The sequence below is a fragment of the Ruegeria denitrificans genome (assembly GCF_001458295.1).
GTDB lineage: Bacteria > Pseudomonadota > Alphaproteobacteria > Rhodobacterales > Rhodobacteraceae > Ruegeria > Ruegeria denitrificans.
This window is the reverse complement of sequence record NZ_CYUD01000001.1, coordinates 61,618-80,261: the sequence shown is the minus strand read 5'-3', so window position 1 is coordinate 80,261 and position 18,644 is coordinate 61,618. Positions and strand designations below refer to the sequence as shown.

Below are 18,644 nucleotides of genomic sequence, written 5' to 3'. Positions count from 1 at the left end.
GGTGTGGACTAGTTAGTCAGCCCCGGCAGGCGCACCAAATCGAGACACCCGAAGTCAGCATCATTGGCTCAACTTGTCTTGCACCCGTCGATCCGCGGCCTGCGTGATGGCCGGTGGAAGCGAACCGACTATGTCATCGGGATCAATTACATCTGGCGCACTGGGAAGCGTCGGATTCGTAGTCGGCACCAGATCAATGCCATGCTCCGCAGCGACCTTGACCAGGAGCCTTTGACCGTCTTTTGCAACATCAACCGCCTGATCCAGAACTCGGTGCGCCTCGCGCGAGCTGTGCGCTCCGGTTGAGTTCGACGCGCCGATCCAATCCCAGCGCATGCTTGCCCGGCGGTGGAAATCGAGCACATCGACGAGTTCTTCGGTGATTGCGCGCTCCTGTTCAGCCGTATCGGCAATCTGTGCAAACGGGTCCTTCTTGGCCAGTTCTTCGCGCACCATTGCAATGTCTTCGATCAATGCGAGAACCGCCTTTTCGGCGGTCAGATAGGACGCGATGATGTCCACCTGAATGTCATAGACACGTTGGTACATCTGGTCCCCGGTCATGTCGTTATGGCAGCTCAGACAATTGTCGATCTTGTTGAGCGGCGATCCCATGGTGTGATCAGTGACTTGCCGGCCATTCCACTCGGTTTTTGGCATGTGACAGTCTACACAGCCCATAAATCTGGAATGGACACCACTGGAAACGACCTCATACTCCGGGTGCTGCATCTTCAGCATCGGTGCCTTGGTGACGGCGTGGGTCCAGTCCTGGGCGAATATTCCAGCCTCGCGCACGTTGTCGTAGTATTCCTCGACCATTTCGAACCGCAGGGGCTGGCCCTTGGGCCATTCGGACCAGGGGAAGGTAAGGATCGCGTCCTCGCCCTGAAAATAGTACTCGACGTGGCACTGCGCGCAGACGTAGTCGCGCATTTCCCCCGGTGATCCTTTGATGCCACTGACCGGATCAGCCTCATAGCCTCGCGTGACCATGGCGTCGATGAAACCTTGCCGGTTCACCCGCAGGCTCATATCGGCGGGGTTGTGGCAGTCGTTACAGGAACTACCAAGCTGAGCCCCCTCGACGCCGTGGCCATAGTCGGAACGGAGTTTCTCGATCGTCTCCCAATAGGGCGTCCGGTTGAAGTCTTCCCAACCCATCTGTTCAGCCAGAATAGGCGCCCATCCACTGTGACAGTTCATGCAGGAACCCGGCTGGCCTTTGAAGTTCGGCAGACCGTGGGCGTTAAGATATTCCTTGTCATTGCGCTTGGTCTCCATCTGGTCAATCTGCGTGTAGTAGTGCCCGCGATCCTCATTGAAATCGACGGCAAACGCATATCCGGCCCAGAGCGCTTGTTTACCGGGATAGCGGATCAGTTTGCTGTAAGGGTAGTTGCCACCGAATGGCGTCGGCGAGTCCATCTCCTTCGTAACCATATACATTTCAACGTAGTCAGGCCATTCGTCCGCCCATGCCTCGATGCGAGGATCCTCGTCAATTGACTCTCCGATCGCGGTGGCAGCAATTAGGACCGCCCCAACGGCCGTTGCGGTGATCAAATTTGCTCGCGTAGGATTCCAAGTCATCACAATTCCTCCCTTTGGCTCGCGAGCTGCTCTCCCGAGCGAATTCCAATCTTCATAAATTGCTGGCGGCAAAGGGCCTTGGCCCAATGCACTCTCCCGAAGGCAACCGACACGCAGGGACAACTCATTGGTCGTGCGGGTTGTGGCATGTGCTGCATTTCAGTATCTCCAATCGAATGCCGTTCTTCTCGAAGCCGGCGTGTTTTGTGTTGCCGAAACCATGGCAGCTGGCGCAAAGGTTTTGCTGCTGAGTCACGTCTGCCAGCAGGTTCTCGGTCGTGTGCACCTCGTGGCACGAAGAACAGGACATGCCACTGTTGTCGTGTGCACGTCCCACCCATCCGATACCTACTCGGGCACCATTGGTTTTTTCGTGGCAGCCGAGGCAAGAACTGAACTGGCCCTGCAACGGTCGGCCGACGTAGCGAAAATCATTGAGTGGCGGGAAACCAATACCGCCCCGGGCGCTGGAAACATGAAAACTGCCGGGCCCGTGGCAGGACTCACAACTTTCTTGCCCATACGGCGTGTGCGGATCGCGCGCGTCCCCGTGCGGTGTGTCCGCCATGAGCGTCATATGCGGCCCGCCGTGGCAAGTCAGGCAGGCCTCCGGGCCACCTCCAGTGTATCTTGCCTCCGGCAGGTTCCGGGCGCTCTGCGCCTGGGTCCTATTGGCGATGACACCGAGCGTCAGAATCACAATCACAACAGCCGCTATCAGAACGATCTGGTTCGTCTGCCAGTTGGGTCTTGAAGGTTCTCGCCAGTTTCTCATGTCGCCCCCATCAACTCGACCACTGCCATTTTTCGGTCAGCGCAGAGATTATGTCCCGCCGGCTGATCACCCCGACCAGATCGCCGCCCGCCACAACCGGGTAGAGCCTGTGCGGCAGGTCCATTAACCGCCGCGTTGCTTCGATCAAACCATCGTCCGGACCGACGGTTTCGACCTCGCCAGACATGAAATCGCTGACCAGTCCCGCGAATTCGGAGTGGTAGGTGCCCTGAATGACGCCGCGGATACAGTCGCGGTCGCTCAGGATTCCAATCAGCGTGCCCTCTTCATCGACCACCGGCGCATTGGAGATGTCGTGCTCATGCATCAAATGCAGAGCTCTCAGGATTTCCGTGTCCCGCGTGAGCGAGACGACCGTGCGGGTCATGTAGTCGCTCACACGCATCTCAAGCGGTCCCGCCATCGATCTGCGCGATTTTCGCAGATTTGTTTGGGCAGTTTTTGCGACAGCGTTGGCATCCTTTTGGGGTGCAACCTGTCGGCAAGACGTCCTTTCGCATTATCTGAATGCCCACCAAAATCAGGGCACTGCAAAAGATAATGACGAACGATACAAGAAACATTTCCACTCGCTTACCCTCCAAAATCGTCCAGCATGATGTTTTCAGAATCCACTCCCTGAGAATCCAGCATGTCGATCACCGCAGCATTCATGACCGGTGGACCGCACATGTAGTATTCGCAGTCCTCCGGTTCGGGATGATCTGAGAGATACTCCTCAAGGAGAACTTCGTGGACGAACCCGGTCAGCCCGGTCCAATTGTCTTCAGGAAGGGGTTCCGACAACACCAGATGCCATGTGAAATTTTCAATCTCACGCGCAAGTTCGTCGAACATCTCCACATAAAACGCTTCTCGCAGGCTGCGGGCTCCGTACCAAAAGCTGATCTTTCGTTTGGTTTTCAGGGTGCGCAACTGGTGCAGGATATGCGAACGCATCGGGGCCATGCCGGCGCCTCCTCCGATGAACACCATTTCGGCGTCGGTGTCTTTCGCGAAGAACTCGCCATAGGGGCCTGAGACGACCACGTTGTCGCCGGGTTTGGCGCCGAAAATGAACGATGACACGATGCCTGGCGGTGCATTTGACGGCGCGTCTGGCGGCGGCGTTGCAATTCGAACGTTCAGGGTAATGATGTCGTCCTCGGCCGGATAATTCGCCATCGAGTAGGCGCGCAGCGTCGGTTCGTTCACGACGGACTTGAGATCGAACAGTTTGTACTTGTCCCAGTCGTCCCGGTACTCGGCCGGGATGTCGATCTGGTCGAAGTCAATGCTGTAGGGCGGTGTTTCGATCTGAACGTAGCCACCAGCCCGAAAATCGATCTTTTCGCCTTCGGGCAATTCGAGGACGAACTCCTTGATGAAGGTCGACACGTTCTCGTTCGATCGAACCTTGCACGTCCATCGGTTGACACCAAAGACATCCTCCGGAACCTCGATTTTCATGTCGTTGTCGACGCTCACTTGGCACGCGAGCCTCAATCCCGTCGCCGCGTCCTTTTTGTTGATGAAGGATTTCTCGGTCGGCAGAAGCTCTCCGCCGCCTTCCAGCACACGCACCTTGCACTGACCGCACGTGCCGCCGCCGCCACAAGCTGATGCCAGAAACAGGTCGCTCTCACCAAGCGCGACGAGGAGCTTTCCGCCCGGATCCATCTTGATATCGCGACTGGAGTTCACGTTCACGTTCACCTGACCCTGGGGCACTAGACGGGACCGGGCTAGCAGCACCAGCACCCCAAGGCTCGACACGATGACCATGAAGAGCACGACCGAGACGATGATTTCGATGCCGACCATTTCTACAACTCAATCCCCGAAATCCCAAGGAACGCCAGCGACATGATGCCGACCGTTATGAAGGTTAGCCCCAACCCTTCCAGACCACCGGGCGCCTCGCTGTAGCGCATCTTCTCGCGCAGGCCAGCCAGCGCGACGATGGCGATTGCCCAGCCGGTTCCCACGCCGAACCCGTAAACCGTGCTTTCGATAAAGGTGTAATCGCGCTGCACCATGAACAGCGATGCGCCGAGGATCGCGCAGTTGACGGTAAGCAATGGCAGGAAGATTCCCAATGAGGCGTAGAGCGGTGGCGCGAATTTCTTGAGGAACATCTCGAGGATCTGCACCATTGCGGCGATCACGCTGATGTAGCTGATCAGCCCGAGATAGCTCATGTTGAGGTCAGGCAACCCCGCCCACGATAGTGCCCCCGGCTTCAGAAAAAAGACGTAGATGAGGTTGTTGAGCGGGACGCTGATGGTCTCCACGACGATCACGGCGATGCCGAGGCCAATGGTGGTGCGCACCTCTTTGGAAACCGCCAGAAAGGTACACATCCCAAGAAAGAAAGACAGTGCCAGGTTCTCTATCAGTATCGCCCGCAGGAAAATGTCGAAGAGCTCGGTCATGAGGCGTTCTTTCCAACCAAGTCGGGCTGTTGCTCTGGCCGCACCTTCACCTCGTTGTATTCAGGGGCCTCCATCTGCTCGCGTTTCCAAGCCCGCAGGCCCCAGATAAAAAAGCCGATGATGAAAAAGGCGCTGGGCGGGAGCAGCATGAGCTGGTTCGGGACAAACAGACCGCCATCGGTCGCTGTTGGCCAGATCGTCACTCCAAGAAGCGTACCGGCACCAAAAAGCTCGCGGATGGTTCCGACCGCGACGAGGACCGCGGTATAGCCGAGCCCGTTTCCGATGCCATCGAGCAGGGACATGCCAACGCTGTTCTTGGCGGCAAATGCTTCGGCCCGCCCGAGAACGATGCAGTTGGTAACGATGAGGCCGATGAAAACCGAAAGCGTGCGCGCAGCATCGGGGGCAAAGGCCTGCAAGACCTGGTCGACGACCACAACACCCGTGGCGATCACGGTCATCTGAATAATGATCCGGAGACTACTGGGAATGATGTGGCGCAGGGCAGAGATCACACCGTTCGAAAAGGTGCAGACCGCAGTCAGCGAGACACCCATTATTAAAGATGTGTAGAGCGAATTGGTGATGGCCAGTGCGGAGCATACGCCTAACACTTGCAGCAGTACTGGATTGTCCTCGAAAACCGGACCAAAGAGTGTAGACCGAATTGTCATCGTCTGTCCCCCCACATCATGTGCGTCATCGTTTTGGCGGCTCCCCCGATATCTTCGAAAGGAACGCGCCGTATCCATGCGGACTGAACCAGTAGTGGACCAGATTGGTCACTCCGTTGCCAGTGATCGTGGCGCCCGTCAGACCGTCGACTTCGTAAGCTGCAGTGGCAGAAGAAGGGCTAACAATGCCACCAGAGACCCGGAACTGTACGTTTCCTTCATCGTCATACATCTTGCGTCCTTGCCACTGGGCCTGCCATTCCGCGTCTTCGATCTGATCACCAAGTCCGGCTGTTTCGGCTTGCTCATAAAAACTGACAGCGGCTATCGTGTTCAGGTCGCTCTCTAAGGCGAGGAAGCCGTAAATCGTCGACCACATGCCTTGTCCTTCGATTGGAAAGATGATCCGGCTCAAGTCCTGATCTTGCCAGACGAGGTAAACGACCTCGTGGTTGGCGCGGCGACCCAATCGGGCGATATCCTCAGCTGCCGGAATCGCGGTGCTGCTGTCAGGATCGTTGACCGCCAACCGGGCGTCGACTGAAGCGGGGTCGATATCAGCCGCGAATTCACCCGTCCCGAGATCCACCACCCGGGCATCGAGTTGCGCGACAACCTCGAAGATCGTGTCGTCATCGGCCTCTGCGTCCACAAGTCCCGTCAGGGACACAACATTGCGGTACCGCTGCAAGGCTTCGTTGCGCTCCTGAATAGGACGCAGAGTGGTTGTCGACACGCTGACCAGAATGGAGCATACCAACGCGACGCCGGCCAGAACCCCAAGCGAACGGAGGGCGTCCAGGTTCATTGTTTTTTCTCCAGCCGGGCGCGTCGCCGCTTGATATTTTGCTCCACCACGAAGTGGTCACAGAGCGGGGCGAAGATGCTTGCCAGCAGGATCGCGAAGATCACCCCTTCGAAATAGGCGGGGTTGGTCAGACGCACGATGACCGTCACGACGCCGACCAGTATCCCGAACGCCCACCGGCCGGTTCGGGTCGTGGCAGCGGCCGTCGGATCCGTTGCCAGAAAGACCGTGCCGAAAGCCCATCCGCCTAGGACCATGTGCCAGTACCACGGCATGTTCATTCCAACCGCCTCCGCCGGTGCAACCAAGGCGACAAGGCTAACCGTCACCACCAGCCCCACCAGTGATCCGGCCATGATCCGCCACGACGCGGACCCCGTCGCCAGCAGGTATGCCGCCCCGAGAAGGCATCCTAGTGCCGACGTCACGCCAAAAGGCCCGGGCTGGTTGCCGAGAAACAACAGCCACCAGCTGTAGTCGACCGAGATCAGGGCCGGGACCCCACCTTCGAGGATCGCCAATTCCAGCGTGGTCGGCTCTTGATAGCCCGCCAGCGGAATCCACACTTCCGGTCCGTGGAGAACGCTCGAGTATGAAAAGAAAAGAACGCATATGCCGAGGATGACCGGGCTCACAAGATATCGCCCGGTTCCTCCGAAAATCAGCTTCCCAATCACCATTGCTGCAGTCATGCCGTAGATAACCTGAAAAAAGGTAGCAGTCGGCGGAAGGATCAAAGCAAAAAGCCAGGCAATGCTCAGAACCCCTTCGTCCAGCGGACGCTTGCGGTTGGCGGCAAACAGGATTTCCCAGAGAACGCCAATAATCAGCGAGGTCAGAAATATCGGCAGGAAGTAGAGGAACCCGTGCAACCAGCAGGACAGAATATTTTCTGGATCGATCGGCAGCCCGATGCCTTCGACCAGTTCCGCACGCCAGCCTGACAAGTTCCGGATACCGGCGATCTGCATTCCCACTGCGATCTGCTCGCCGACATTCCACATGCCGATCAACCAGCAAGGCACGGTGGCGACGATGAAGCGATTTAGAAGGCGGTCGATGTTGTTGGCGTCGCGCACATGGGGGGCCGACACGGTTCGCATCGTCATGCGCCATCCCAGGCGGCTACTCAATTCCCGCAGCAGTTCGAGATTGTCCGGTTCGAGCCGATTCCCTGTGTCGGCTCTTGCGCTGGTATCTGATCTGGGTTTCGCCATGCCGGATCAACCGTCTCTTTCGATCGTTTCCAAGTTCCTGCGCAGCACCGAAGCGTAGTCGTTCTTTCCCGGACAGATAAAGGAACAGAGAGCTAGGTCCTCTTCGTCCAGCTCCAAAGCTCCGAGCGCCTGGGCCTGATCCGTATTTTGGATCAGAAGCGACTTCAGCAATGGCACCGCCAAAACGTCCATCGGTATCAAGCGCTCGAACGCATCTATCGGCACCATCGCAGACGCACGTCCGTTTTGATTTGTCGTGAAATCCGGGCGGCCAAGCACCTTTGCAAGGAGATCACCGAATGCGTACCTGTTCTCTTGCGGTTTCGCCCATGGCCGCCAGCGGCGCGGTTGCATTTCAGGAACTGCCGAGATCTGCAGATGATATCGGCCGAGGTAGGCTTCAGCCCCGCGGGCATGCCGACCGCTCAGTACACATCCAGAGATCAGCCGAGCCGGCTCGTTTCCCGCAGTCGGTGGTGAAACCTCATCTGCTGTGAGCGATGGAAGATCGGCGCCAAGTCGGGTACGGACCATTCTGGGTCTTGTGAAGCCGGTGCCTCCTAATGCAACGATGCGTTCGGTCCAAATTCGATCTTCGCCGACGAGTTTTCCGATCGCGATGACGTCCTGATATCCGATATGCCAGACCTCAGGTTCGGTCCCGACAGGATCCAGATGGTGAATATGGGTGCCGGGCAGGCCGGACGGATGAGGCCCCTCAAAGACGACATGCTTTATCGAGGGGGACTCCCCGATAGGTCCCGACCATCCGGTTCCGGTGCAAAGGAACACCGTCTCTGACGCCAGAACCGCTATCAGATCCAATCCCCGCGCGAAATCGTCCTGGTATCCTGCTACGACTGTATCCGGATCGCAGGAAAGCGGACGCGTGTCGCAAGCCGTTACGAAGATGGATCTCGGCTCGGCGTCTGACGCTGGGACGCGACTAAAAGGCCGCGTACGAAATGCGGTCCAAAGGCCGCTCTCCAGCAGACGGATCCGCAGGGCGTCGCGGTCCTTGTCTCCACCACCGGGGTTGCCTGTGGTCGCATCAGGTTCGCTGGTTTCATCAACGTCGATGACAACCGACTTGAGCACACGGCGTTCACCGCGATGGATATTGGCAATCGTGCCACTTGCGGGCGCGGTAAAAAGAATGGCAGGATCGCGTTTCTGTTGGAAGAGAGGCTGGCCAAGCCTGACCCGATCCCCTTCAGCGACCAGCATTTTTGGCTCCAGACCGATGTAGTCCGCTCCTACGAGGGCAACTGTGCCCGACCCGGCCGCGTCTTCTATGACTGGCGCAGGGGCGCCGCCAATCGGAATATCGAGTCCCTTGGTAATTTTAGCGTGCTGCAAAATCTTGCCCCCCTCACGCCATGCCTAGGAGCCTGGCTCTGCACGGAACGCCTTACCAGAGCGAGATCTTCTCCGTTAGCACAACCAACACGACAGCAATCAAACCCGTAAGTCGACTCCGGTCTGATCCCGGTATGTATCAAAAGCGTATTTTTGGGCTTGCCCCCAGTCAATACATCGGCGAGCCGAATTGGCTCAGTTTCGAATGTTAATCTAGGGCGAATCATCGCCACCGAAAACGCTGGGATCTATCGAACTCACTGCAACGGCTCGAAGAACTGCGCCACTGTTTCATGAGGGGCAGTGCTCAGGGGGGATCGCTCCTATTGCGGTGCGTGGCCTTGTTTGTTCAATCGCTCGAGTTCCTTGTCGAGGAAGTACGCCATGAAAACCCGGATAACGACGACGGTGGCTACGATACCCAGATCTTCCAGCGTCCTGCTGGCGATGCTGTGGAGCACATCGGAAACAATAAGCAATTCAAGCGAAAGCAGTATTGGCCGTCCGAGGCTAATACGGATATCGTAGGTTATCTGCTCTAGGTTCTTGCCTTTGAAATACGATTTCACGGCTAGAACGACTAATGTAAGGACCCAGACTCCGAGAAGCGCTACAACAAGAAGATCGATGATGTCTGCCAAGAATTCGGCTGCGTGGTGGACGAATGTCACGATTGGGACCGTTCATTGGTTTCGTTGATCGCGAATACTATAGCTGCCCGGATCAACGGCTCAAACGACGAAATCTATGTGATCATAATTTTTGTGATCATACCATCCCATGTCGAAGGTGCAGTAAGGCGAATTCGAACCAGTCTCAGCAAAGCCGGTAGAGCTGTCCTTTACTCGGCACAAAGATTGCGCCACTCGGCAAGAGCGGCGCTGCGTGGCAGATTGAAGGTGTCTTGGCGGGCCAACGATCTTTCTTGGTTGAAATGGTTGTAGACATAGAAGTGGACAGCAGCGAATTTCTGCAAACTTCGCATGCGGCGGAAACGTTTCATTGCGTGTTTTCTTCGTCTGACAGCACCTCGCGATGGCATTCCGCGACGATCGCGAAGGGTTCTGAAGGTGTGGACGCCCAAAACGCAAGAGGTAATTTTGACCGTATCTGCATCGGTTCGGGTACTGACATGTGTTCGGCTTGTTGCGCGGCCTTTGCACATGCCGCTGGACCGTATGGTATTAGCGGATCCGGTCCAATTCAAAAGCACGTTCTCGAAGCACTGTGTCGTAAGCTGGTTTTCCCGATCCGGTCTCACGATCCTGAAGCCATACCGTCCATTGTCCTCTTCCGTTTCCGTCGTCTCACAGCCGCAGACGCATTACGCGTTGGCAGCCGGAGCCCGGTAGACTTCTCCTGTGCTCATCAAGACCCAAACGATCCTCGCCATTTTGTTGGCCAAGGCTAAGCGAAACAGCAGTGGCGGCTTGCGTTCGAACAGGCGATCAAGCCAGGGATCTGTTCGCGTTCTATTTCGAGCGCGCCACATGACTACTCTGTTGGCGCCGATGATCAATAGTCGCCTCAGCGAACGTTCTCCCATCTTTGTCGTTGCAGGCAACAAGATTATGTCGGCGTACCGATGCCAGGTGCTGTGGCAAAGTTAGCCACAGAAGCCCGGCAGTTACTCAGAACTCATTGTAATTCGATAAGAACTGGTCACCACTGAGCAATGACACGTCCTCGCCCCTTGTATTCAGGATTATAATGGCTAACGAGCAGCAAGCGGAAAAAGTGGGCGGCGTGCGAAAAGGCGTCAACCTGATCATCATTCAAGCCTGCAGGAAACGCACTAAGCTCGGCCAGAAAATCATCTAGCCAATCTGCCTCATAGGGTATGTGGACCAGCCCTTGTTCGACGGCGACCATCGCTTTGCCGGCCCTGTCTTGTTTTGACAGACCTTTGCTAACTGTAATTCCCTGGATCAGATTCCGCCGCGCATTGTCAGAATAGTAGTCCCGAAGTACTTCTATCAGAGCCAGACCAGAACTGGCACGCTCTATCGCGACAAAGTCAGCCTTCCAATATTGCTGGATAGCGACCACCCGCTTTTGCAGCTGTGGAAAGGTCCAGTATCCACGTTGATTGTCTACCAGATAAATGTTTCCGTTGGTCATTTGCCACGCTTGAATAACGCTGTAAGACCCAGCCTGTGAGCCCGAAGCCGCGTCGACACACAGAAATCGAACATCGTATGGTTTTGGTAGTACCTTGTAGCGCCGGAAGAGGCTGATATCGATATCGCCACCACCTGCAGGGATTGGCCGCTTTTGATACTGGGCGAGGAAGTTTGCCTCACCCAGCTTAGCCCTCTGAACGTCCAGAATCTCCTTTGGCAAGCGCATCGCATCAAGTAGTTCACCCTTCTTGAAATGATATATATTGGTGTTGCTTAACGGGACGACCTGATCGTTTTCAACGATAGGCGGGAGCCTCAAACATCGCCAATCCTCATGCGTTTGAAGGTGCGCGGCGGGATCATTCATTGCCAGTCGCTGCATAACAAGAACCATCGCACTTTTTGCCGGATGGTTCAGTCGCGTCGACAGTGGAGTATCGATCCAGCTAGCCGTGGAAAACCCTATCTTAATGCGAACTTACCCAATGCTCAGCTCGAAAAATTTGGGCGTCACTTCATGTTTTGGGAACATCCCGAAGAGTTCAATGCAATTTTGGAAAGGTACTTGCACTCACTGAGCACTAAGCAATGACGGCTTCGTATCCTGCTCTGATCGCAAGTCTGCCACGGTCTCTCCTGGAGCCTTCTCAGCCTGATGCGCCAATGACCGGAGTCGGACACCACCGCCGTACAATTAGCCTGCATCGAACGGGGAATGAGCTGACAGTGCAATCACCTGGTCACTTTCGTCAGACGACCGGCTCAGACCCTTCGCGAAGGTACTGGACTGCTATGGGGTAGTGGGCAAAACTTGGTGGTTATGCGGTGTGCTTTGAAATAGTCATTCCCAGATGCTTCTACGCAAATAGTGGGCCGTGTTTCGAAAATTGGTCGTCTCAATCATATTAACGACGGCAAACATAGCGTGTAGGCCCGGTGTACCAGACTGCTTCGTGAACTTCGGACCGGTACAGGCCGATATCTTTGAGAATTCGGGCTGATAAACGCTCAAGATTTTGCTGGTCCTTTCTAGCCGATCGGCGGTGTCTGACAGACGCAAGCATACGCGAAACCAGGTCGTCAATTATCTTTTCCATCCCATCAAAAAAACCGGTTGAAGAATGATATATAGACCGAAAGACCATAACGTTTCCTTCCGTATGTCAAAGCGTCAAACGACCAGCTTTGATTGCCAGGCGGCATTGATCATGGGTTACGGGGTCAGCCATAACGTTTCGCGCATTCGTTCCCCTATGGGTGCCAGCACCGATCATATTTCTTCGACGCTGGCTGGAGGTATTCTTTGGTATGTTTCTAAGGAGCTCGCAGGTCAGCGGATGACTTCGTAGCCCTCATCGATCCACGCCTGTGTGCCACCCTCGATCCAGCTGACATTTGGAAATCCCTGTCGGGTGAATACTTCGGCGAGTTTCGACGCCATCGGACCTGCCTGGCAGGTGGCCACGACGTGGATTGTCCGATCTCCAAATGCCGGAGGCAGGTTTCCAGCCTCGGCATCGCTGATGGATATCGACCGAGCACCTGGTATCTTGCCGGTCGTTTCCGCGATGATCTCCGCCGGCCGAGGATCGACAAATTCGACGCCGGCACGACCGAAGTAACTATGCGCCTTTTTTGCCGAAATGGGAGTGGCACTTGATCTCGTAACGGAACCGTTGTTGCTGCAGGAAGTCATGACATTTCTCCTTGGTTTAAGCATTCGGTCGAACTTGGTTTTCAGAAGCAGAGGGTAGCTGCGCCATCAAGGATCAACGCGTGCAGTGCGGGCGAGCCCACAACTTGTGCGTTGTTGATGAAGTCATCATCCGCATAGCCACGCACTTTGGCGCAAGGTGGACAGACAAGGATGCGACCGCCGCTGTCCTGAAAATGGTCGATCAACTCTTTGAGCGGCGGGTCAAAAGGGTTCATCTGCACATTGTCGGCAGCACCTTTCCTGACAATGTCGACGCCGGAGCTCACCATGAACATCGTCACTTGCTGACCTGAGGCGAGACCGGTCTTCGCGATGGTGAAAGCAACGGTAGCGCGTTCGTCATCAAGTCCGCGTGAAACCACGATGGCTAGTTTTTTGGGATGATCAGTCATTACTCATTCCTTCGATATTGACGGGGTTTGGTTCAGGCGTTGCGCTGGCCGGAAGGGGTCTCGATCGCGGAAGGAGCCGGTGTTTTGGCTGAAACTTCCTGAATTTCTATTCCGGCAACCATTGGTTCGATCTCATCTGGATGGACGCTTGATCGTCAGATGCTTCCAATGGTGCGGTGTTTGATTGCGCATGAAAATTCGCTAATCTGGAAAGATCAGCTTGCAAAAACGCACAGGATCAAATGAGCACCACTGACACCGATCCCACCGACCATCTGCTTCACGTCCCTGAAATGGAGTTGGAGTGGAATGATCTGTCTGTGATCCTGGCAATTGGCCGAACAGGCAGCCTTTCGGGCGCGGCGCGAATTTTGAAGGTCAACCACAGCACGATCTTTCGCCGAATCTCAGCGATCGAAGAGAAGACAAATGTTCGTTTTTTCGACCGCCTGCCAACAGGGTACCGAATGACCAGTGCGGGAAAGGCAGCAATGCTGTGCGCTGAGCGGGTTGAAGCGGAAGTGCTTACGCTTGGCCGTCATATTCTGGGTCGTGACAAGCGGCTACAGGGGAAGATTAGAATTACAGCACCCGAATACGTATCCACGGATCTGCTCGTGGGGCCGATGCACGATTTTCGCAATAACAACCCCGATATTCTATTCCAGATTGTCACAACCAGCGACCCGCTGGATCTTAATCGGCGCGAGGCAGATATCGCAGTCCGTGTGACATCTGCACCTCCAGAAGCTTTGTTAGGGCGAAAAATCTGTGATTTTCGGTTCTGCGTCTACGCCGCCCAGTCGTATCTGGAACAACGTCCGGAAAAGTCACTGGCTGAACATGACTGGGTTATGAAAGACAACGAAGTCGATTGGCTCGTGCCTCTGATTTGGAAGAACAGAGCTTTGGCCGACAGTCGCATTGCGCTCACAAGCAGCCTGACCCGGGGCGCCACCAATGCGGCCTTAGAGGGGATGGGCGTTGTATTGCTCCCCTGTTTTTTCGGGGACATCCATCCAAAGCTGATACGGGTCACAGAACCGATTGAATCACTTGCACGGGAACTTTGGGTGTTAACCCATCCCGATCTTCGCCACACAGTTCGGGTACGCGCCGCAATGAGACATTTCTATGAAGCGCTGCGCAAAAAGGCCCCCTTGATTGATGGAACAAAGGGATCAGCGGCGCAAAGCAAACCGCTCTCTCAAACATTTTGAGTTGGTTTAGGCAGGCTTCGGACCGTACGCGGTTGTCATGATGCTTGACCAGATTCCAGTAAGACCAGTTCAGAGGTCTATGGTTACGTCGCAAACGCCGTGGCGCGTAAGCTACCGGATATTGGTAGGAGACCCCATTGCTCAATGAACTTGAGGCACGTGACCCAACAAGAGTTAGCGAGATTACGGACTTGTCGGCGGCCAACCTTGAAAGAGAATTTGTTAGCGGTCCAATCTCTGGAAAGATCCAGGGACACGCAGATAAACTGAACAGATGGGGTATTTGTTTCTCCTGTTTCATTTTCCCTTGAAGCGGCTGCAATGTCGAACTGTGTGATGCCGCATATCCAGCGCGCGCAGCAGTTGTGACAAGCTGTCGACCTGATCGTCGTATTTACCGTTCGGAAAGGCCTTCACCTCTGCCTTGAAAGCTTCAAGCCAATATGCGATCTGCGGCAGCCGCACCTGTCCCTGTTCGATCTTGGCAGACTGCGCCACCATGCGCTCGACCTTGCCTCTTTCGGGCGTCATCCAGAAGGTTTCTCTGGCACCGGCTTTCACAAGATCGGGCTTCAGGGCAAAACCGGTCGTGGCCTTCTCAACGATGATCAGATCCGGCTTCCAGTCTAATCGCAGCTTTAAAGCAGTTGCCAGAAGCTCAGGGTAGTTGTGCTGTTCTCTGTGCACATGCAAGAGATCAACATTCTGCCCGATGAGACCCCATGTCGTGCACACCGAATGGTCGTTAGATTCCCCCGGCAACGCCGCGGTGTCCCAGCTCTGGATGATCGCCTCATACTGACCACGCGGCAAAGGCTTCTCATAGGTTTTAAACCACTCCAGCCTGATAAGATTCCCACCCGGCAGAACCGGCTGCTGCTGATACTCGGCTTCGAACGCCAGCATCCCGATCTCGGCGCGAATAAGCGAAAGTTCATCGAGACCAAGCCGATCAGGATCCAACGGATCACCCTTACACCGCTTGAAATTAATGCCTAATTCGAGGTCGATAAATTCATCCTGCAGCGCGATTGCTGGCAAGCTCAGAACTTCCCAGTTCCCAGTCTGCTTCAGCCGACCGATCAAATCATCTTCGTGCAGTCGCTGTCCGACAAGAATAATCGATCCCGTCTTTGGATCGTCCAGCCGCGTGGCAATGGTATCCTGATAGGTTTGGAACACAGTGTCCCGGGCGGCTTGAGAGTGGGTGTCCTGAGCCTTCATCACGTCATCCAGTATGACAATGTCGCCCCCTTTTCCGGTGAGAGTACCTCCCATAGAGGTCGCCAGACGGAACCCGTGTTTAGTTGTATGATACTCAGACACAGCATTCTTTTGGGGATCAAATTGCATCGCGGGGAAAATGGAACGATAGAACGTTTCCTGCATGAGTTGGCGGCATTTGTTGCTGAATGAGTAGGCCAAATCGTTACTGTAGCTGACACAAACAACCCTTTTTGTCGGGTCGCGCCCAAGGATCCACGCGGGAAATGAGACGCTGGCCGTTATCGACTTCAGATGGCGTGGAGGTAGTTCGATGATGAGCCGGCGAACTTCGCCTCGCGCCACACGCTCAAGCTGGAAGCACATAGCCCGCACATAGTGCGCTGACGACAATGATTTCCCGGGATTAAGAAACCGAAAAGCGCGGCCTAAAAACGCCCTCAAGCGGGCGCTGATGAGAATTCGATGAACATCATTCGGGACCATCTAACTGTTCCGGTTTTTTTGCGTTCTGCACCTTTTCCAACCAATCAAGTTCGTCCATCAATGATGCGTAGTCGTCGTCTGTGAATGGATTTTCGGACTGATGGTTTTCCCCGGGAAGCACCGAGGCTGCCTGGATCAGATGTGTAATCAGCCGCGCTGCGCTGACATCGCCCCTGGACGCCTTGTTGAACATTGCCGAAATGACCACGTCCATTTTCGCCATCTTCTTTTCGACACCACCCTCGATCACCATCACCTTCTTCGCCGCGTGTTTCGAGATCTGCTTCAGAAGGTTTTTCGAACCCTTTGGCCGGCCTTTCGGGTTTCCTGACTGGCCCGACTTGAACTGATGCTCCTTCGGCGGCTTGCAGTACCCCACATCCTTGGCGCCAACCTTGTCCTTGTCGTCCGACATCAGAAATCCCCCTCGAAAGTGGAACCCGAAGTCCTTGCGCCGGTCCCGCCTGACCTGCTGCCGTTGCCACCCGCCTGTCGGCTCTGCCTCAGTTCGGCGAAGGTCAACCCGGTCTCTTCATGGACAGCTTCAAGCCCGGTCAGCTTTTCCCAGCGGCCGATCGCGACATCGACATATGCTGGAGAAATCTCGATGCCTGCACAGATCCTTTTCGACAGCTCCGCCGCAAGTACCGACGTGCCGGAGCCCAGAAAAGGATCCAAAACGACCTCACCCATGGCTGTTACGTCGAGGACCGCATCCCGCACCAGACGGACGGGCTTCACCGTCGGGTGAAGTGAGAAGTCATCTTCCTCTGATTTCCGGCCGCCGGTAGCGCCGGCATACCGCCAGAGATTTGTCCGGTTGCGGCCGTGGATGCCGAGATTCACGTTATTGAGATGCGGTGCACCGGGTCGTTTCGCAACCAGAACCAGTTCATGCTGGCTGCGATAGAGCGACCCCATGCCAGGCTTGTCCTTGGCCCAGACACAGGTGTTGATCAAATCCAGACCAAGCGTTCGCACAACGCGCAATAGGACCTCGGCATGCCGCCAGTCGATGCAGAGAAAGAGGATACCACCTGGCTTCAGCATCTGGACCATGTTGCGAGTGGTAATGGTCAGGAAGTCCTCGTAATCGACTTCGGTCATCTCCCCCGACCCTTCAGCGAATTCAGCGAACTTGCCGGCACCGACTCTGATGTCCCTCCTGATCGAAAGATTGTACGGGGGGTCTGTGAACACGACGCAGAGTTCGCGATCCGCAAGAACCCGGCGGACATCATCCATATCGCGGGCGTTGCCGCAGAGTATGCGATGAGCACCCAGATGGTATAGATCTCCGGGGCGCGTGACTGCGTGTGCGTCGGGATCGGGAAGGCCCGACAGCTTGTCAAGTGGATCTTCTTCCTCGGACCCGACATTGTCCAGCACAACGAGCCGATCGATCTCGGGGGCCTCGAAGCCGGTCACCGTCAGGTCCGGTTCGAACTCCAGCAGAAACGCCAGCTCAAGCTTTAACGCCGACTCATCCCACTCACCGCGCTCCTGAATCCGATTCAACGCGATACGTAGGAGACGTTTGTCCTCTTCGGACGGGCAATCTGAAACGACGCATGGTATCTCATCGAACCCGAGGGACTTCGCAGCCTCAACACGGATATGCCCGTCGATAATTTCCCCGTCCTTTTCGATCAGCGGGGGGTCGCGAAATCCCTGTGAAAGGATTGATTGCGCAACCCTTGCAATCTGGCTTTTGCTGGACTTCCTGACTGGATGGCGCGCAGCAATAAGCGTTGAAAGCGGTCTTGTCTCGACCGTGAATTCTGGCAGCAAGTCGTTGCGCAGTGTTTTCGAGGCAACTGCCGTCGGCTCCTTGCCCCTGACGTCGGTTGCACTCGAGGTTTCCGTCACTGTACATTCCGGGAACTCGCCGGGCCCCATTTTTGCAGGCTTGTATTTGATTGTGATACCCATTGCCACAGTACCTTTCCGTATCCATTGATCCGGTGAGTGCGGCAATTGAGAACCACAACACCCGCCGTTTTGTTCTCAGCAAGCAACCCAGTTTCCGAGTTGCTTGCGCGGTGGTTGTGGTGAGCCTCCAGAATACACCAGATATGGCATATGTCAATGCGAGCCATACCGTATATTGACAAGCGCTGTTGGGGTTACAGGAACTGGTCTTATCGCGGCCGCTGATGATTGCTGCGGGCCAGCCTTCTTGTTGATCGCGACAGCCACGTTTTTGGGTGACCGCCAAGCCCGGGACAACTCAACCGAGCGAGACCAGCAGAGCTCTTAGCCAGGCAAGAACGCGGACGATTTCGTGTCCCTGTTTTCTCAAAAACCAGTCCCTACTCGGCAGATAAAATTCCCTGTTCCGGAGTTTAGGGAATTATCGCTCAACCCACTGAAAATTCATCATAAAAGGAAGGCAGATTTCGCCTTTTGGGCCGAAACCGGCAGTTTTCCTTGTAAAAGTCCCTGTTAGCAGGGAAATCCCGAGACTGGATAGCTGCAGACTGCAAGCACAGCCAGTTCATCAGAACATCGAGACATAGACACCCGTGGCACCCGTTTGCTACGGAAAATGCCCCCGTTTATGCCCCCGCTCAGATCACACACGTCTTGCTAGCCTGTCTTGCTGTCTGCACGTCAGC

At 55.5% G+C, this 18,644-nt stretch carries 18 protein-coding genes and 2 pseudogenes; 1 reads left to right on the top strand and 19 read right to left on the bottom strand.

What is annotated here, in order from left to right:
• Positions 1–60 precede the first annotated feature (60 nt).
• The 16 genes and pseudogenes from RUE5091_RS00370 to RUE5091_RS00310 form a co-directional block, all read right to left on the bottom strand.
• The gene (locus tag RUE5091_RS00370) at positions 61–1,593 is read right to left on the bottom strand and encodes an ammonia-forming cytochrome c nitrite reductase subunit c552 (RefSeq protein WP_058279909.1); all 1,533 of its coding nucleotides are present in this window, start codon (positions 1,591–1,593) and stop codon (positions 61–63) included.
• 124 nt (positions 1,594–1,717) lie between these two features.
• Positions 1,718–2,368, bottom strand: coding sequence for a cytochrome c3 family protein (locus RUE5091_RS22845; protein WP_112297126.1), 651 nt, complete (start codon positions 2,366–2,368; stop codon positions 1,718–1,720).
• 10 nt (positions 2,369–2,378) lie between these two features.
• Positions 2,379–2,756 carry a CBS domain-containing protein gene (locus tag RUE5091_RS00360; protein WP_165590729.1) on the bottom strand — a complete coding sequence of 126 codons (378 nt, stop codon included), beginning with the start codon at positions 2,754–2,756 and terminating at the stop codon, positions 2,379–2,381.
• Between the two features lie 206 nt (positions 2,757–2,962).
• Positions 2,963–4,192 (bottom strand): NADH:ubiquinone reductase (Na(+)-transporting) subunit F, encoded by a 1,230-nt coding sequence (nqrF, locus tag RUE5091_RS00355; protein ID WP_112297125.1) that lies wholly within the window; start codon positions 4,190–4,192, stop codon positions 2,963–2,965.
• A gap of 2 nt (positions 4,193–4,194) precedes the next feature.
• Positions 4,195–4,803: an NADH:ubiquinone reductase (Na(+)-transporting) subunit E gene (gene nqrE, locus RUE5091_RS00350; RefSeq protein ID WP_058279907.1), complete on the bottom strand. Its 609-nt coding sequence runs from the start codon at positions 4,801–4,803 to the stop codon at positions 4,195–4,197.
• Positions 4,800–5,480 carry an NADH:ubiquinone reductase (Na(+)-transporting) subunit D gene (locus tag RUE5091_RS00345; protein ID WP_058280329.1) on the bottom strand — a complete coding sequence of 227 codons (681 nt, stop codon included), beginning with the start codon at positions 5,478–5,480 and terminating at the stop codon, positions 4,800–4,802. Before RUE5091_RS00345 ends, nqrE begins: the two co-directional genes overlap by 4 nt.
• Before the next feature lie 25 nt (positions 5,481–5,505).
• On the bottom strand, positions 5,506–6,288 hold the full coding sequence (locus tag RUE5091_RS00340; protein WP_058279906.1) for a Na(+)-translocating NADH-quinone reductase subunit C: 783 nt from the start codon (positions 6,286–6,288) through the stop codon (positions 5,506–5,508).
• Positions 6,285–7,505, bottom strand: coding sequence for an RnfABCDGE type electron transport complex subunit D (locus RUE5091_RS00335; RefSeq protein WP_058279905.1), 1,221 nt, complete (start codon positions 7,503–7,505; stop codon positions 6,285–6,287). The genes RUE5091_RS00340 and RUE5091_RS00335 overlap by 4 nt, the downstream gene beginning before the upstream one ends.
• Positions 7,506–7,511: 6 nt before the next feature.
• Positions 7,512–8,864: a Na(+)-translocating NADH-quinone reductase subunit A gene (locus tag RUE5091_RS00330; protein ID WP_058279904.1), complete on the bottom strand. Its 1,353-nt coding sequence runs from the start codon at positions 8,862–8,864 to the stop codon at positions 7,512–7,514.
• Between the two features lie 323 nt (positions 8,865–9,187).
• On the bottom strand, positions 9,188–9,505 hold the full coding sequence (locus RUE5091_RS00325) for a DUF1622 domain-containing protein (protein ID WP_165590728.1): 318 nt from the start codon (positions 9,503–9,505) through the stop codon (positions 9,188–9,190).
• Between the two features lie 200 nt (positions 9,506–9,705).
• Positions 9,706–9,885, bottom strand: a pseudogene (locus RUE5091_RS22840) (IS6 family transposase); the annotation flags it as partial.
• A gap of 303 nt (positions 9,886–10,188) precedes the next feature.
• Positions 10,189–10,428 (bottom strand): annotated as a pseudogene (locus RUE5091_RS23470) (IS110 family transposase); the annotation flags it as partial.
• A 98-nt stretch (positions 10,429–10,526) separates the two neighbouring features.
• Entirely contained in the window at positions 10,527–11,369 is an 843-nt protein-coding gene (gene terL / locus RUE5091_RS00320; RefSeq protein ID WP_058279902.1) for a phage terminase large subunit, read from the bottom strand.
• Between the two features lie 523 nt (positions 11,370–11,892).
• Entirely contained in the window at positions 11,893–12,051 is a 159-nt protein-coding gene (locus tag RUE5091_RS23940) for a YjiS-like domain-containing protein (RefSeq protein WP_503167652.1), read from the bottom strand.
• 266 nt (positions 12,052–12,317) lie between these two features.
• A complete protein-coding gene (locus RUE5091_RS00315; RefSeq protein WP_058279901.1) occupies positions 12,318–12,683 on the bottom strand; it encodes a rhodanese-like domain-containing protein in 366 nt (121 codons plus the stop codon).
• Between the two features lie 41 nt (positions 12,684–12,724).
• Complete coding sequence (locus tag RUE5091_RS00310; RefSeq protein ID WP_058279900.1) at positions 12,725–13,096, bottom strand: DsrE family protein; 372 nt, start codon at positions 13,094–13,096, stop codon at positions 12,725–12,727.
• Between the two features lie 242 nt (positions 13,097–13,338).
• Between RUE5091_RS00310 and RUE5091_RS00305 the strand changes: the two genes are divergently transcribed.
• Positions 13,339–14,316: a LysR family transcriptional regulator gene (locus RUE5091_RS00305; RefSeq protein ID WP_058279899.1), complete on the top strand. Its 978-nt coding sequence runs from the start codon at positions 13,339–13,341 to the stop codon at positions 14,314–14,316.
• Positions 14,317–14,613: 297 nt separating this feature from the next.
• Here RUE5091_RS00305 and terL (RUE5091_RS00300) read toward each other — a convergent pair whose 3' ends face one another.
• Genes terL (RUE5091_RS00300) through RUE5091_RS00290 form a run of 3 tightly spaced genes read right to left on the bottom strand, consistent with a single transcriptional unit; the run spans position 14,614 to position 17,958 of the window.
• Positions 14,614–16,026 carry a phage terminase large subunit gene (terL, locus tag RUE5091_RS00300; protein WP_082643496.1) on the bottom strand — a complete coding sequence of 471 codons (1,413 nt, stop codon included), beginning with the start codon at positions 16,024–16,026 and terminating at the stop codon, positions 14,614–14,616.
• Entirely contained in the window at positions 16,013–16,441 is a 429-nt protein-coding gene (locus RUE5091_RS00295; protein WP_058279897.1) for a DUF5681 domain-containing protein, read from the bottom strand. The genes terL (RUE5091_RS00300) and RUE5091_RS00295 overlap by 14 nt, the downstream gene beginning before the upstream one ends.
• Positions 16,441–17,958: a site-specific DNA-methyltransferase gene (locus RUE5091_RS00290; RefSeq protein WP_058279896.1), complete on the bottom strand. Its 1,518-nt coding sequence runs from the start codon at positions 17,956–17,958 to the stop codon at positions 16,441–16,443. Before RUE5091_RS00290 ends, RUE5091_RS00295 begins: the two co-directional genes overlap by 1 nt.
• Positions 17,959–18,644: the final 686 nt, after the last annotated feature.

Coding starts and splice junctions, on each gene's coding strand:
- RUE5091_RS00335 (WP_058279905.1), bottom strand. CDS start 7,505: ATGGCGAAACCCAGATCAGATACCAGCGCAAGAGCCGACACAGGGAAT.
- RUE5091_RS00310 (WP_058279900.1), bottom strand. CDS start 13,096: ATGACTGATCATCCCAAAAAACTAGCCATCGTGGTTTCACGCGGACTT.
- terL (WP_058279902.1), bottom strand. CDS start 11,369: ATGCAGCGACTGGCAATGAATGATCCCGCCGCGCACCTTCAAACGCAT.
- RUE5091_RS00315 (WP_058279901.1), bottom strand. CDS start 12,683: ATGACTTCCTGCAGCAACAACGGTTCCGTTACGAGATCAAGTGCCACT.
- nqrE (WP_058279907.1), bottom strand. CDS start 4,803: ATGACCGAGCTCTTCGACATTTTCCTGCGGGCGATACTGATAGAGAAC.
- RUE5091_RS00295 (WP_058279897.1), bottom strand. CDS start 16,441: ATGTCGGACGACAAGGACAAGGTTGGCGCCAAGGATGTGGGGTACTGC.
- RUE5091_RS00370 (WP_058279909.1), bottom strand. CDS start 1,593: ATGACTTGGAATCCTACGCGAGCAAATTTGATCACCGCAACGGCCGTT.
- RUE5091_RS23940 (WP_503167652.1), bottom strand. CDS start 12,051: ATGCTTGCGTCTGTCAGACACCGCCGATCGGCTAGAAAGGACCAGCAA.
- terL (WP_082643496.1), bottom strand. CDS start 16,026: ATGGTCCCGAATGATGTTCATCGAATTCTCATCAGCGCCCGCTTGAGG.
- RUE5091_RS00290 (WP_058279896.1), bottom strand. CDS start 17,958: ATGGGTATCACAATCAAATACAAGCCTGCAAAAATGGGGCCCGGCGAG.
- RUE5091_RS00345 (WP_058280329.1), bottom strand. CDS start 5,480: ATGACAATTCGGTCTACACTCTTTGGTCCGGTTTTCGAGGACAATCCA.
- RUE5091_RS00340 (WP_058279906.1), bottom strand. CDS start 6,288: ATGAACCTGGACGCCCTCCGTTCGCTTGGGGTTCTGGCCGGCGTCGCG.
- RUE5091_RS00360 (WP_165590729.1), bottom strand. CDS start 2,756: ATGACCCGCACGGTCGTCTCGCTCACGCGGGACACGGAAATCCTGAGA.
- nqrF (WP_112297125.1), bottom strand. CDS start 4,192: ATGGTCGGCATCGAAATCATCGTCTCGGTCGTGCTCTTCATGGTCATC.
- RUE5091_RS22845 (WP_112297126.1), bottom strand. CDS start 2,368: ATGAGAAACTGGCGAGAACCTTCAAGACCCAACTGGCAGACGAACCAG.
- RUE5091_RS00305 (WP_058279899.1), top strand. CDS start 13,339: ATGAGCACCACTGACACCGATCCCACCGACCATCTGCTTCACGTCCCT.